Annotated in this window: 9 protein-coding genes; all 9 read left to right on the top strand. The window is 59.9% G+C overall.

Features of this window, described 5'->3' with window-relative positions:
• The first annotated feature begins 1 nt into the window (after nucleotide 1).
• Complete coding sequence (locus DEBA_RS17865; RefSeq protein WP_013259337.1) at nucleotides 2–211, top strand: helix-turn-helix domain-containing protein; 210 nt, start codon at nucleotides 2–4, stop codon at nucleotides 209–211.
• Nucleotides 208–1725, top strand: coding sequence for a type I restriction-modification system subunit M (locus DEBA_RS12680; protein ID WP_013259336.1), 1518 nt, complete (start codon nucleotides 208–210; stop codon nucleotides 1723–1725). Before DEBA_RS17865 ends, DEBA_RS12680 begins: the two co-directional genes overlap by 4 nt.
• Nucleotides 1725–2180, top strand: a complete 456-nt coding sequence (locus DEBA_RS12675) for a GxxExxY protein (RefSeq protein ID WP_013259335.1) — start codon at nucleotides 1725–1727, stop codon at nucleotides 2178–2180. Before DEBA_RS12680 ends, DEBA_RS12675 begins: the two co-directional genes overlap by 1 nt.
• Entirely contained in the window at nucleotides 2177–3763 is a 1587-nt protein-coding gene (locus tag DEBA_RS12670; protein WP_013259334.1) for a type I restriction-modification system subunit M, read from the top strand. Before DEBA_RS12675 ends, DEBA_RS12670 begins: the two co-directional genes overlap by 4 nt.
• A complete protein-coding gene (dinD, locus tag DEBA_RS12665; protein ID WP_013259333.1) occupies nucleotides 3760–4617 on the top strand; it encodes a DNA damage-inducible protein D in 858 nt (285 codons plus the stop codon). Before DEBA_RS12670 ends, dinD begins: the two co-directional genes overlap by 4 nt.
• Before the next feature lie 112 nt (nucleotides 4618–4729).
• Nucleotides 4730–5965, top strand: coding sequence for a restriction endonuclease subunit S (locus DEBA_RS12660; protein WP_013259332.1), 1236 nt, complete (start codon nucleotides 4730–4732; stop codon nucleotides 5963–5965).
• Nucleotides 5958–8912 carry a type I restriction endonuclease subunit R gene (locus DEBA_RS12655; protein WP_013259331.1) on the top strand — a complete coding sequence of 985 codons (2955 nt, stop codon included), beginning with the start codon at nucleotides 5958–5960 and terminating at the stop codon, nucleotides 8910–8912. Before DEBA_RS12660 ends, DEBA_RS12655 begins: the two co-directional genes overlap by 8 nt.
• Before the next feature lie 28 nt (nucleotides 8913–8940).
• Nucleotides 8941–9147 carry a hypothetical protein gene (locus DEBA_RS12650; RefSeq protein ID WP_013259330.1) on the top strand — a complete coding sequence of 69 codons (207 nt, stop codon included), beginning with the start codon at nucleotides 8941–8943 and terminating at the stop codon, nucleotides 9145–9147.
• Between the two features lie 157 nt (nucleotides 9148–9304).
• The gene (locus DEBA_RS12645; RefSeq protein WP_013259329.1) at nucleotides 9305–15733 is read left to right on the top strand and encodes a DUF3320 domain-containing protein; all 6429 of its coding nucleotides are present in this window, start codon (nucleotides 9305–9307) and stop codon (nucleotides 15731–15733) included.
• Nucleotides 15734–15753: the final 20 nt, after the last annotated feature.

The following is a 15753-nucleotide window of genomic DNA, read 5'->3' as shown; positions in this document are numbered from 1 at the left end:
CATGGCACCAGAGCAAAACCGCTGGCTTTCAGCCGAAGAAATCGCACATCATCTCGGGGTCAGCATTGACACCATCTACCGCTGGATAGCGGGACGCGGCATGCCCGCGCACAAAGTCGGCCGCCTCTGGAAGTGTAAAACGGACGAGGTCGACGAGTGGGTGAAGGCTGGCGGCGCGGCTGACAAGAGCAGACAGGATCAAGCTGAATGAGCAGGAAGAACGGAAATAACAATTCAGTCGATCTGGATATCGGGACCCTCTCCGGGCATCTCTGGGAGGCGGCCAACATCCTGCGTGGGCCTGTCGACGCGGCCGATTTCAAGACCTATATCTTCCCGCTGCTGTTCTTCAAGCGGCTCTCCGACGTCTATGACGAGGAGTATGCCGTGGCCCTGGAAGAGTCAGACGGCGACGCGGAATTTGCCCAGTTCCCCGAGAACCACCGGTTCCAGGTTCCGGAGGGCTGCCACTGGAAAGATGTTCGGGCCAAGAGCGCCAATATCGGCCATGCGCTCCAGAAGGCGATGCGCTGTATCGAGCAGGCCAACCCGGACACCCTGCACGGTATCTTCGGCGACGCCCAGTGGACCAATAAAGACCGCCTTTCGGACGCGCTGCTCAAGGACCTGATCGAACACTTCTCGTCGCTCAACCTGGGCAATGAGCACTGCAAGGCGGACATTCTCGGCCAGGCCTATGAATACCTGATCAAGAAATTTGCCGACCTGACCAACAAGAAGGCCGGTGAATTCTATACACCGCGCTCCGTGGTCGCGCTGATGGTTCGCATCCTTGCGCCCAAGGCCGGGGAAACCATCTACGACCCGGCCTGTGGGACCGGCGGCATGCTCCTTGAGGCGCTGCACCATGTCAAAGAACATGGCGGCGACGAGAACCTCATGCTGGGCAAGCTCTACGGCCAGGAAAAAAATCTGACCACATCCTCCATTGCCCGGATGAACCTCTTTCTCCACGGCGCGGAAGATTTCCATATCGAACGCGGCGACACCCTGCGCTTGCCCGCATTTTATTCAGGCGACAGCCTCGCCACCTTTGACTGCGTCATCGCCAATCCTCCCTTCTCCCTGGAAAAGTGGGGGGACGACGTCTGGATCAATGACCCCTACGGCCGCAACTTTGCCGGGCTGCCGCCAGCCAAATCCGGCGACTTCGCCTGGGTCCAGCACATGGTCAAGTCCATGGCCCGCAAGACCGGGCGCATGGCCGTGGTGCTTCCCCATGGCGTGCTGTTCCGCATGTCCAAGGAGGGCGAGATCCGGCGCAAGCTGCTGGAAATGGACATCCTCGAAGCTGTGATCGGCGTTGGTCAGAACATTTTCTACGGCACCGGTCTCGCGCCCTGCGTCCTGGTCTTCCGCGATAGCAAGCCCAAGGCTCACCGCCAGAAGGTGCTGTTCATCGACGCCTCGAAGGAGTTCAAGACCGGCCGCGCCCAGAACGAGCTGCTGCCGGAACACGTGGACAAAATCCATCGCTGGTACGAGGGGTATCAGGATGTGGAAGGGGTCTGCCGGGTGGTCACGCTCGACGAGATCCGCGAGAACGATTTCAACCTGAATATCCCCCGCTACGTGGAGCCGGTGATCGAGGAAGAATCCATGACCATCGATCAGGCCATCGCCAATCTCAAGGAATCGCTGCAAGCGGCGTATGCGGCCGAGGATCGGTTGAAGGGGCTGCTGCTCCGGGAGGGCCTGTTGTAATGAGTCCGCAGATTACGCAGATGGACGCAGATTATTCTAAGAAGGATGAACAGACTTACGCCATTATCGGCGCTGCCATGGCAGTTCATTCCGAGTTGGGCAATGGTTTTCTTGAGGCCGTTTATCAGGAAGCTTTGGAGCTGGAGTTTCAAGCGCGAGGGATTCCCTATGTGAGGGAGAAAGAGTTACCGGGCATTTATCGCGGCAAGCCGCTGAAAACCTTCTACAAAGCGGATTCTATTTGTTTCAGTTCGGTTATCGTTGAACTGAAAGCACTGGATCGTATTTCCGGCACGGAAGAAGCCCAGGTCATCAACTACCTCAAAGCCTCAGGCCTGCAAAAAGCCTTGCTGCTCAACTTCGGAAGCAGAAGCCTCCAATACAAAAGACTCGTCCTTAATCTGCGGGAATCTGCGAAATCTGCGGATGAAAATCTTACGGGAGGTCAGCAATGATTTCCCAATCCCAACTCGAATCCTACCTCTGGGGCGCAGCAACCTTGCTGCGCGGCTACATCGACGCCGGGGACTACAAGCAGTTCATCTTCCCGCTGCTGTTCTACAAGCGCCTGTGCGACGTGTACGACGAGGAGCTGGCCGATGCGTTGGAGGAATCCGGCGGCGATCAGGAATACGCCGCGCTTCCCGAGCAGCACCTCTTCCAGATCCCGGAAGACGCTCACTGGAAGGCCACCCGTACCAAGGTCAAGAACGTCGGTAAGGCCATCCAGGATGCCCTGCGGGCCATTGAGACGGCCAATCCCGACACCCTGTACGGGGTCTTCGGTGACGCCCAGTGGACCAACAAGGACCGCCTACCGGACCGCATGCTGCGCGAGTTGATCGAGCATTTCAGCTCGCAGACGCTTTCGCTCGCCAACTGCCCGGAGGATGAACTGGGCGTGGGCTACGAGTTTCTGATCAAGAAGTTCGCCGACGATTCCGGCCACACCGCTGCTGAGTTCTATACCAACCGCACCGTGGTTCATCTGATGACCGAGATGCTCGAACCCAAACCGGGTGAGTCGATCTATGACCCCACCTGCGGGTCAGCGGGCATGCTGCTCTCCGCCGTCGCCCATCTGAAGCGGCAAAATAAGGAGTGGCGGAACCTGCGGCTGTTCGGCCAGGAGCGCAACCTGCTCACCTCCGCCATCGGCCGGATGAACCTGTTCCTGCACGGCATCGAGGACTTCCGCATCGTCCGGGGCGACACCCTGGCCAACCCCGCCTTTGTTGAAGGCGACCGGCTCATGCAGTTCGACGTCGTCCTGGCCAATCCACCGTACTCCATCAAGCAGTGGGATCGCGATGCCTGGTCCGCCGATCCGTGGGGCCGGAACATCTACGGTACCCCGCCCCAGGGTCGCGCCGACTATGCCTTCTGGCAGCACATCATCAAGAGCATGAAGGCCAAGAGCGGCCGCTGCGCCATCCTGTTTCCGCATGGTGTCCTCTTCCGCAACGAAGAGTCGGCCATGCGTGAGAAGCTGGTCGCCCACGACGTGGTGGAGTGTGTGCTGGGCCTCGGCCCAAACCTCTTTTACAACTCGCCCATGGAAGCCTGCGTCGTCATTTGTCGGATGAACAAACCCAAGGAGCGCAGGAACAAGGTGCTCTTCATCAACGCGCTGAACGAGGTGACCCGCGAGCGGGCGCAGAGCTTCCTCACTAACGACCACATCCAGCGCATTGTCTCCGCCTATCAGGATTTCTGTGACGAGGACGGCTTTGCCCGGGTGGTCAGCAATGACGAGGTCCGGGAGAAGGCCAGCAACCTCAGCATCCCGCTCTACGTGCGGGCGGACAACGGAAACTGCAATGGCAACGGAGCGGCCGAAACGGTCAGCCTCAAACAGGCCATAGCAAACTGGCAGGAAAGCTCGATGGCATTGCGGGAGTCGATGGACGGACTTTTTGAGGTGCTTGAAAAAGGACTGTCCGCAGATGACGCAGATGGGTGCAGATTAAAAACCGATTCAGAAAATCTGCGTGAATCTGCGCAATCTGCGGATTCAATAGGGAGAACAGCTCAATGAAATCAGAAACCGTTCAGAAACTACAACGCCGGTTTGACGACCTGAGCCAGACCATACCCGACGAAGGTATTGAATTCTGGTTCGCCCGCGATCTGATGGAACCCCTCGGTTATGCCCGCTGGGAGAACTTCCTGACCGCCATTAAGCGCGCCATAGAGTCTTGTGAAACAACGGGTTACAAAGCGGACGATCATTTTCGTGGCGTCACGAAAATGATCGAGATCGGCAAGGGTGGCCAGAGACCGGTGGAAGACTTCATGCTCACCCGCTACGCCTGCTATCTGATCGCCCAGAACGGCGACCCACGCAAGGAACCCATTGCTTTTGCGCAGAGCTACTTTGCCATCCAGACCCGCAAGCAGGAACTGATCGAGGATCGGATGCGCCTGCAGGCCCGGCTTGATGCCCGGGAAAGGCTGCGGGAGTCGGAAAAAACGCTCTCCCAGAACATTTATGAGCGCGGCGTTGATGATGCCGGTTTCGGTCGGATTCGGTCCAAGGGGGATGCAGCGCTCTTTGGGGGGCATACCACCCAGGTGATGAAGGATCGGTACGGCATCACCAAAACACGCCCGCTGGCCGACTTCCTGCCGACCCTGACCATAGCCGCGAAAAACCTGGCCACCGAGATGACCAATCATAATGTTCAGCAGGAGGATCTGCGGGGAGAACACGCCATTACCAGCGAGCATGTGCAGAACAACGTGAGTGTGCGCGACATGCTCGGCCAGCGCGGTATCAAGCCGGAAAAACTACCTCCGGAAGAGGACATCAAGAAGTTGGAACGTCGGGTGAGATCTGATGAAAAACGACTGGAAAAACAGTCGGGCAAACTGCCTGGGAGCAAAGACTGATGGGGGAAAAGCATTGTCCGCAGATTACGCAGATGGTCGCGGATTATTTCTCACGTCTGAATCTGCGTGAATCTGCGCAATCTGCGGATTCAAGGGTCTTGGGAGGTGGCAAATGAGCACACAATCCCTGAAGCCTGGCTGGAAGATGGTCAAGTTCGGCGAGGTGGTGAAGAACGCCAACCTCGTGGAGCGTGAGCCCGAGGCCAATGGCGTTGAAAAAATCGTCGGGCTTGAACACATCGACCCCGAGAATCTGCATATCCGGCGCTGGAACTCCGTTGTGGATGGCACCTCGTTTACCCGCAAATTCGTACCGGGACAGACGCTTTTCGGTAAGCGCCGGGCCTATCAACGCAAGGTCGCCTACGCGGAGTTTGAAGGCATTTGCTCCGGGGACATCCTGACGTTTGAGCCGAAAAACAGAAAGGTTCTGCTGCCGGAACTTCTGCCATTTATCTGCCAGAGCAATGCCTTTTTCGATCATGCACTTGGCACCTCAGCCGGTTCGCTGTCACCGAGAACCAGTTGGACCGCATTGCAAGATTTTGAATTCCAGCTGCCGCCCCTTGATGAACAGAAGCGCATTGCCGAGATCCTGTGGGCGGCCGATGAGGCATTTAATCAACATCAGCAGAGTAACGACAATCTGATGTCGGTAAAAAGAACCTTACTGAGTCGACTAACAGTCAGGGGAATTGGACAGCAGGCAACCCAGCACACCAGGCTTGGTGAAATACCAGTCCACTGGCGTCTCGCTACTGTTGAAGACGTAACATCGATTTGCCAATACGGTTTGTCTATACCTTTGAATGAATCTGGCCAATATCCGATTCTCCGAATGATGAACTACGACGATGGTCGGATCATTGCCAACGATTTGAAATACGTTGACTTAGATGATTCAGATTTCAATTCATTCAAGGTTCACAAAGGCGACATACTTTTCAATAGAACGAACAGTGCCGATTTGGTCGGAAAGGTCGGAATATTCGATCTTGAAGGGGATTATGTATTCGCATCATACCTGGTTCGCCTGAGAGCGGATGAGGACCAAATCCTTCCTGACTTCCTCAATTATTATCTGAATTCAGGTCTCGGCCAAAGAAGGCTTCTTGCCTATGCCACTCCCGGTGTGAGTCAAACCAATATCAGCGCAGGAAACTTGAAAAAGGTGCTGGTTCCACTACCTCCGATGGAGGAGCAGAAGCAGATTGTTGAAGTGCTCAATAATTTGGAGCTTAGAAAGCATCTTCAAAGGAACCATGTCGCCGAAGCACAAAAATGCTTGGCTGCTCTGATAAACAACCTGGTCGGAGCGACGATAGCTGAAGAGGTATCCCATGTTTAATGAAGAAAATACTGTCGAACAGATGGTTCTCGACACGCTCTGCGGCGGCGTGACTTCGAACATGGTTGCCGAAGAGCTCGCGAGCTACGGCGGCGAAATCAAAGGTTGGCGCTTCGTGGCCGCCGAGGAGCTGCCACGTCAGCACTCCGACGTGCTGGTGGAGTCGATGGTTCGCGATGCCCTCATCCGCCTGAATCCGGAAATCAAGGCCCAGCCCGACCGGGCCGACGAGGTGCTCTACCGCCTGCGGACCATTCCGCTGTCGGTGCAGAGCGAAGGTCTGGTGCGGGCCAACGAGCTGTTCGCCGAATGGCTGCGGGGCGAGAAGTCCATGCCCTTCGGCGAGCGTGGCGAACACACGCCGGTACGGCTGATCGACTTTGAGAATCTCAGCAACAACGATTACGTGGTTACCAACCAGTGGGTCTATCCGGTCAAGGAAGGCGGCCGCCGCTTCGACATCATCATGCTGGTCAACGGCATCCCGCTAGTGGTCGGCGAGGCCAAAACGCCGGTGCGCCCGGCGGTGACCTGGGTGGACGGGGCCAGCGACATCCATAACGGCTACGAACAGAGCGTGCCACAGATGTTCGTGCCCAACGTCCTCTCTTTTGCCACCGAGGGCAAGTGCTATCGCTACGGCTCGGTGCGCATGCCCATCGATATATGGGGGCCGTGGCACGAGGGCGAGAACAAGGCCGAGGGAACGCTTGCGGACGTGCAGCGCTCCATCCGCTCCATGCTGCGCCCCCATGTGGTGCTGGACATCCTGCAGAACTTCACCCTGTTCGCCACCGACAAGAAACACCGCCGCATCAAGATCATCTGCCGCTATCAGCAGTACGAAGGCGCTAACCTGATGGTGGCCCGCGTGGTCAAGGGCTATCCCAAGAAGGGCCTGATCTGGCATTTCCAGGGCTCGGGCAAGTCGCTGCTGATGGTGTTCGCGGCGCAGAAGCTGCGGATGCACCGCAAGCTCGGCAACCCCACGGTGATGATCGTGGTGGACCGCATCGACCTGGACACCCAGATCACCGCCACCTTCAACGCCGCCGATATCCCGAACATGATCGGAGCCGCCACCCGGCAGGAACTGCAAAGCCTGCTGGCGGCCGATACCCGCAAGATCATCATCACCACCATTCACAAGTTCGGCGAGGCGGACGGCCGCCTGAACGAGCGCTCGAACATCATCGTGATGGTGGACGAGGCGCACCGCACCCAGGAAGGCGACTTGGGCCGCAAGATGCGCGACGCGCTGCCCAATGCCTTTCTCTTTGGCCTGACCGGCACGCCGATCAACAAGCGGGACCGCAACACCTTCTGGGCCTTCGGCGCGGACGAGGATGGGCAGGGCTATATGAGCCGCTACTCGTTCCAGGACTCGATCCGGGACAAGGCCACGCTGCCACTGCATTTCGAGGCGGTGGACGTGAAGCTGCACATCAACAAGGACGCCATCGACGAAGCCTACTCGCAGATGACCGATGAGCTGAGCGAGTTGGATCGTGACGACCTGGCCAAGCGGGCCGCCAAGATGGCGGTGCTGATCAAGGCCCCGGCACGGGTGAACGCCATCTGCCAGCACATCGTCAAGCACTTCCAGGAGAAGGTGGAGCCGAACGGCTTCAAGGCCCAAGTGGTGACCTTCGACCGGGAGTGCTGTGTTCTCTACAAGAAGGCCATGGACGAGTTGGTCGGACCGGAGGCCAGCGCCATTGTCATGCACACCCAGGGCGGCAAATCCGATCAGTACGCGGAATGGAAGTTGGCCAAGGACGAGGAGGAAAAACTCCTCGACCGGTTCCGCGATCCGATTGACCCGCTCAAGTTCCTGATCGTCACTTCCAAGCTGCTGACCGGCTTCGATGCCCCCATTCTGCAAGTGATGTACCTCGATAAACCGATGAAGGATCACAACCTGCTGCAGGCCATCTGCCGCACCAACCGTGTTTACCCCGGCAAGACCCACGGCCTGATCGTGGATTACCTCGGCATCTTCGATGACGTGGCCACGGCCCTCGATTTCGATGAAAAGGCGGTGCAGAAGGTCATCACCAATCTGGACGAGCTCAAGAAGGATCTGCCCGGCGTGGTGGCGAGATGCCTGGCGTTCTTCCCTGGCGTGGACCGCACTGTTGGCGGCTACGAGGGGCTGATCGCGGCGCAGGATTGCCTGCCGGATAACGAGACCCGGGACAAATTCGCGGCGGAATACTCGGTGCTCTCCCGTCTGTGGGAAGCGCTGTCTCCCGATCCCTGTCTCGGCCTTTATGAAAAGGACTACAAGTGGCTGACCCAGGTCTATGAATCGGTGAAGCCGCCGAGCGGCAACGGCAAGCTGCTCTGGCACGCCCTGGGGGCCAAGACCATCGAGCTGGTGCATGAGAACGTGCATCTGGAAACGGTGCGTGACGATCTGGACACCCTGGTAATGGACGCCGAGGTCCTCGAAGGGTTGCTCGATGCCAAGGACCCGGACAAGAAATCCAGGGAAATCGAGATCAAGCTCATCGCCCGCCTGCGAAAGCACAAGGACAATCCGAAGTTTGTCGCCCTGGGCGAACGCCTCGAAAAGCTCAAAGAACGGCACGAACAGGGCCTGCTCCACAGCCTGGACTTCCTCAAGGAACTGCTGACTCTGGCCAAAGAGGTCGTCCAGGCCGAGAAGCAGGTGGACCCGGTCGATGAACAGGCCAAGGCCAAAGCGGCCCTGACCGAACTGTTCGCCGAGGTGAAGAACGGCAAGACGCCGATGGTGATCGAGCGGATCGTGACCGACATCGACGAGATCGTGCGGCTGGTCCGGTTCCCCGGCTGGCAAAACACCAAGGCCGGCGAGCGCGAAGTCCAGAAGGCTCTGCGCAAAGTGATTTACGTGAAGTACCAGGTCAAGGACCAGGATCTGTTCGACAAGGCGTTCGGGTATATCCGGCAGTACTACTGAGAAGCAACAACAATATAGGTGATGCCCTATGAGCCGTTCTCGTAAAAAACATCCGGCCGGCGGCTGCACGACGGCGGCATCGGACAAGCTCGGCAAACGCCTGTCCGCCAGGGCGTGGCGGCGGCGCGTACGCGTGGCCCTTGAGCAGGACCTGGAGCCGCCACACGAATACGCGGTGCGCACCCCCTGGGATTGGCCGAAAGACGGCCAAAAATGGTTCGGCAACAATTTGTAGGCGAAATCCCGAAGAGAGATCATGGGGAAATGAGCAAACGCCATCCCTTGGCCTGAGCAGACCCAGTTGGAGGCATTCCTCTATTCCACCCCGGCGCATTGGCATGATGGGCACGACACCTCTGTCGAGAGGATGACAAAATAGTCCGGAGGGTTGTATGGATTTTTTACCGCAATCGACATCCGATCTGACCATAGAATCCACCTTCGCACCCAAGGTGTCCTTCGCCCTGCATCAGAACTCCGTCCCGGTTCTTTTGGAACTGGCCATTCGAAACGATGGGCAGGCCCCCTGGGAGGACCTGGATCTGACCCTCCACTCCGACCCAGCCTTTTTCCGCTCCCGAAGCTGGCGCATCAGCAAGCTCAATCCCGAGCAGCGCTACTCGATCGTCGACCTGGACCTGCAACTGGACGGCGGCCAGCTGTTTCGGCTCACCGAGGCCGAAAAGGGCCAGATACTGTTCGAACTCCGACAGGGCGATACGGTTCTCTGCCGGTCGGAAAAGCCGGTGGAACTCCTGGCCCGCAACCAATGGGGTGGTCTGGGCCAGTTTCCCGAGCTAGCCGCTGCCTTTGTGCGGCCCAACGATCCGGCCGTGGATCGGGTGCTCAAAAAAGCGGCCGACCTGCTGCTGACGGCGGGCAAGGAATCCGCTTTGGAGGGCTACGCCAAAGGCGGCAAGCAGCGGGCCTGGGAAATCATGTCCGCCGTATGGCAGGCGGTCTGTTCGCTGGGCCTGGACTATGCCCTGCCACCCGCCGGGTTCGAGCAGCAAGGCCAGAAGGTCCGTTCGCCGGAGCGGATCGTCAGCAACGGTCTGGCCACCTGCCTGGATCTAAGCTTTCTTTTCGCCTCCTGTCTGGAGCAATGCCAGCTCAACCCCTTGCTCGTCTTCCTGGAAGGACACGCCTTCGCCGGCGCATGGTTGGTACCGGAAATCTTCGCGACCACCATGATCGATGACGTCAGCGCCCTGAGAAAACGCCTGCAGCTTCAAGAGATCCTGCTCTTCGAACCCACCTTGGTCGTGCGGGGCCAGCAAGAACCCGCCAAGTTCACATGGGCCTGTCAGGTGGGGACGCATCAGGTTTCAGAAGAAGAGCCCCGTCCTTTCCATTTGGCCTTGGATATCCGGCGGGCCCGCATGGAGCGGATCCGTCCCTTGGCCAGCGAGGAGGTCCCAATCTCCCCGGCGAGCACTGAAACGTCAGCAACGCAGGTTCCTGATCTCCTGAACTTAGACGATGCCCCGGACCTTATGGAGGTCGAAACTCAGGTTCGCCCCTCGGACCAGCTCCGGCCTCAGGACCGCCTGGATCGCTGGCAACGCAAACTCCTGGATCTCTCGCTACGCAACAACCTGCTCAATTTCCGCTCCAGCAAACGCGTTGTGGAACTCATGGTCCCGAATCCCGGACGCTTGGAAGATCTGCTTGCCGACGGTAAACGGTTCAAGCTGCGGCCGGGTGTTCGTCCGATGCAGGGCACCGATCCCCGTGACGAGGCCCTGCATCAGGCCCGCCATCGGGAGGAGGTCGGACGTGAGCACGCTATGGAAGGCCTGGGCAGGGGAGAGCTTTTCACTCGCCTGTCCGAAGAAGAGATGGAAAGCCGGCTGGTGGAGCTGTTCCGTGCTTCCCGCCTGGCATTGCAGGAAGGCGGAGCCAACACGCTCTATCTCGTACTGGGCTTTCTGGTCTGGAACCAGGGAGGCAAGGACGCGCGCCGTCTAAGGGCTCCATTGATACTGATCCCGGTAAGCCTGGCCCGCCAAGCCGTGCGTTCCGGCTTCTCACTAGCCCTTCACGAGGACGAACCCCGCTTCAATCTGACCTTGCTGGAGATGTTGCGTCAGGACTTCCACCTGCGCCTGCCTGCCCTTGAGGGAGAGCTGCCCCGAGATGATTCCGGGCTGGATGTGGCGACCATCTGGCGCACGATGGCCACAGCCATCAAGGACATGGCCGGATGGGAGGTGGCCGAGGACGTGTGCCTGGGCCAGTTCTCCTTCGCCAAGTACCTCATGTGGAAGGACTTGGCCGTTCATGCCGACCAGCTCCGACAAAATCCCGTTGTGCACCATCTTATCGACACGCCCACCCAGGCATATGGCGACCGGACCCGGTTCGTGCCTCCGGAACGCCTGGACGACGTTTTGCCCCCCTCTCGGAATTTCTGCCCCCTACCGGCCGACTCCTCCCAACTCGCGGCGGTGGTGGCGGCGGCCAACGGCCAGGATTTCGTACTGGAGGGGCCGCCCGGGACCGGCAAGAGTCAGACCATCGCCAACCTCATCGCTCAATGCCTGGCCCTGGACAAGACGGTGCTCTTCGTGGCTGAGAAGACCGCCGCCTTGGAGGTGGTCTATCGCCGGCTCAAGACGATCGGCCTGGGCGAATTCTGTCTGGAACTCCATTCCCACAAGGCCAACAAGCTGGAGGTACTCAAGCAGCTCAGGCAATCCTGGGAAGCCCGGGCAGATGCGGATCAGGCGACTTGGGACGAGGAAAGCGCGCGCATGGGCTCCCTCCGCGACCAACTCAACGCCTTGGTCGAGCGCCTGCATCACCGCTGGCCCAACGGACTTTGCGTCTTCGCCGCCATCAGCAAGACCTTGGCCGGTCGGGACATGCCGCAGTTGCCGCTACGGTGGTCCGCTCCGGAAAGCCATGACAAGGCCTCGCTGGACGCCTTGCTGGACATCGCCACCCGGTTGGGCATCAACGCGACCGAGGTGGCCGGCGCGGCCGGGGGAGACTTGGCCCTGGTCACGGGCACGGAATGGTCGCCGGGATGGGAAACCTCCCTGACGGCGGCCCTCCGGGAGATGCTCCCCGTGTGCGAGGAAATGCAACGCACCTCGACGGCGTTTTTTTCTGCAACCGGCCTGCCGGAGATCGCCTTGTCCGAGTCTGTCCGCCGCGCCTTGGTCGAACTGGCCGACATGTTGCCCGAGGCCTTTGGACGGGACTGGAGCTTTCTGGCGCGGCCCGACGCCCCGGATATCCTCAGCCGACTGAGCGAGGGATTGGCCCTGGTGGCGAGGCGTCAGGCGCTCACAGCCGAACTCCGGGAACAGGACGCCAGACTCGCCGAATTCGCCGATTCCCATGGCGGGCCTTCCGAACTCTGGCCCGGCCTTGAGGATACGGTCCAGAACATTCTGGCGGATCTGCGGGCATGTCTCCCGCGAATAGAGAGAGGGTTGGAGCCGTCCCAGGGTATTGCTGGTGAAGAGCCCATGTCAGGTCGTCTCGACACGTTGCGGGGACAGCTCACGACCTTGACCGCCGAAGTACGAAACACGACCCAAACCTTCTTTGCCCGGCTGCGAGACGGGCAGGCCCTGGAGACCCGACGACGGCAACTGTGGGGCCAGCTTTCCCGCAACTATCGCCCCGAGGCCCTGGGGATCGATCTGGAGGGACTACGCCTCGTTTGGCAAGAAGCCGAAAACGCCTGGTGGCCCAAAAACGCTCTCGGCCGGAGCAGGGTGCGCAAGGCGCTCGCGGCCGTGACCGAAGCAGGCCGATCAAATCAATCTAACGAAGCCCAGGATCTGGATGTGTTGCTCGACATCCGGAGGCTTGACACAAAATTGGCCGCCTTCGAGGACCTACAGGACCAGAGCTCGGGCGAATGGCCATGGGCCGAACGACAGGCAGCCGGTCAGGCAGCCTTCGATCATCTGAAGGAAGGGCTGACCTTGGCGGCGAACTATTTCAATCTTCTGACCAAAATTCAGGAGCAGGACGCCAGGCTGGCGGCGTACGCGGACCTTGGCAAGTTGACCTCGGGCCTGTGGTCAGGCCTGACGACCAGGTCCCAGGATATCGAATTCGCGCGGGATCTGGGCGAACGCTTGAAGATTTGCCTGTCCGGCCTTTATGACCGGCCCGAATCCCTCGGCCCAGGCGTCGAGGCGTTGAAACGGCTGCTCGGCGAGAACAACCTTCTGCTCTCACCATCTGGCGCGGTGACACGGACCGGAGCCGATTTCGCGACGATGGCCCGCCACTACGAGCCGGCCCGAACCACCATGGCCAGTCTCCTTGGCAACGAGGAGTCGAAACGTGGCGAACTGGAAGCCATGCTCCCAGATGTCCTCGCCGAACGTTGCCAAGTCATCTTGTCCCGCACCCGGCTGCTCCGGGCCTGGTGCGCCTGGAATCGCGTGGTCGGCGAGGCCCGGGCGCAGGGATTACATTCTTTGGTCGAAGCCCTGACGAAAGGAGAATTGGCTGGCGACCAGGCTCGGGAAGCCTTTACCGTGAACTATTGCCGCTGGTGGCTTTGCGCGGCAGTGGACGCCGATCCACTGCTGCGGCGTTTCGTCTCGGTCGAGCACGAGCAGGCTATCGAGGATTTCCGCCGTCTGGACCAAAAGCTTGCCGATCTGGCCCGAAACTGCATCCGGGCCAGACTACGCAACGGCACCCCCGGAATCGGAGACGCACGCAACGCCCCGGAATGGGGCCTTCTGCGCCGGGAGATGGAAAAGAAACGCCGCCATTTGCCCTTGCGCCAGCTCATGGAGCAAATCCCCACAGCGCTCCCCAGCCTGACCCCCTGCCTGCTGATGAGTCCCCTGTCTATCGCGCAGTACCTGCCGCCGGGGCGGACCTCTTTCGATCTGGTGGTCTTCGACGAAGCAAGCCAGATCCCAGTCTGGGACGCCATCGGCGCCATGGCTCGGGGAAAACAGGTCGTGGTGGTGGGAGATCCCAAACAGATGCCCCCCACCAACTTCTTCAACCGGGCCGAGGACGAGGACGCCGACGACGAGGTGGAAATCGGCGGGGACATGGAGAGCATCCTGGACGAATGCTGCGGTGCCGGCCTGCCCCGCCAGCGTCTCAACTGGCATTATCGCAGCCGCCACGAAAGCCTGATTGCCTTCTCGAACCATCGCTATTACGGCGGCAGTCTCGTGACTTTTCCTTCCCCATTGACCGACGACCGTGCGGTCTCCCTGCAGTTCGTGGAAGGCGCTTTTTACGACAAAGGCGGCAGCCGGACCAACCAGGCCGAAGCCAAGGCGGTGGTGGCCGACATCGTCCGCCACCTTGCCGATCCCGCCTTCGTGGAAAACGGCAAGTCCATTGGAGTGGTGACCTTCAACACGCAGCAACAAAAATTGATTGAGGATCTCCTGGACGAGGAACGCCGCCGCGATCCCGACCTGGACCGTTTTTTCTCCGATGAGCTCACCGAGCCGATCTTTGTGAAAAACCTGGAAAACGTCCAGGGCGACGAGCGCGACCTGATGTATTTCTCCATCACCTATGGCCCGGACCAAGCCGGCCGGGTTTCCATGAACTTCGGCCCACTCAACAAGGATGGCGGTGAACGACGGCTCAATGTGGCCGTTACCCGTGCAAAACATGCATTGAAGATCTTCACGTGTCTCCTCCCGGATCGGATGGACCTTTCCCGCACCAGAGCCAAGGGCGTGGCCGACCTTAAGCTGTTCCTGGAGTACGCCCGTCGGGGGATCAAGGCCCTGGCCGAGGAGGCGACAACGCCCCGAGGAGATTTCGACTCGCCTTTCGAGGAGATCGTGGCCGAGGCCCTGTCACGGAGGGGCTGGACGGCGCATCCCCAGGTCGGCGTCTCGACCTTCCGCGTCGACCTAGGCGTGGTGGACCCTGACCGACCCGGCAGATATCTGGCCGGGGTGGAATGTGACGGAGCAGCCTACCACCGCGCCGCCACCGCGCGGGATCGAGACCGGCTCCGCGAACAGGTCCTGCGCGATTTGGGTTGGGAGATCGTGCGCACATGGTCCACCGACTGGTGGCATGACGCCGAGACGGCAGCAAACAAGCTTGATGCCAGCTTGCGCAAGATTCTGGAATGCACGCGCGAGGAGACGGCCAGGATTGAGAGAGAGCGGTGCCGCCAAGTGGCGGAAAAAGTCTCCGAGGAAAAGTCGGCCAAGAGGATCGAACAGTCGTCCCCATTCGGCGACCGGCCGGCGGAGCCCCTCCCTGATCCCGTACCTCCGGCGCAAGCGACAGAGACGGCATCCCAGCCCGTTCTCGCGGAACTCTACGCCAAGCGAAGCACCGAAGACCAGGCCCTATCCGAGACCGCCACGCCCGAACCTGCAATCCGGGACATCCTGGCGGATGGAGAGGAAGTGGAACTGGCGGCGGCAATCCGGGAGATCATGGCCGTGGAAGGCCCGATCCGGGCCGACGTCCTGGCCCGGCGCATCGCCAAGCGTTGCGGCTTGCACAAAGCCGGCAGCAGGATTCGGGAGAAAGTTCTCCAAGTGGCCGAGAGGGAGTTCAAGGGCATCAAGGAGGACGGTGCGTTATTTCTTTGGCCAACGGACACCATTCCCGGCCAGTGGGACCGCTTCCGGGCAACAGTAAACGACGAATCGCGGCCGGCAGACGAAATCTGCTTGGCCGAACTGGTCGCACTGGCACGGGATGTGGCATCTCAGGTCGCCCCGGAGGAAGACCCGGTGATGGTCATGGCTCGGGCCATGGGATTGCAGCGTCTTCGCGCCGTCACGCGGGCCAGACTGGAGAAGGCCTGGGAAGCAAGCCGATCATCATGTCCCGCAAACTGACCTGCCACCCACAATTCGAG

The organism is Desulfarculus baarsii DSM 2075, from assembly GCF_000143965.1.
GTDB lineage: Bacteria > Desulfobacterota > Desulfarculia > Desulfarculales > Desulfarculaceae > Desulfarculus > Desulfarculus baarsii.
This window is presented reverse-complemented; position numbering and strand designations above follow the sequence as displayed.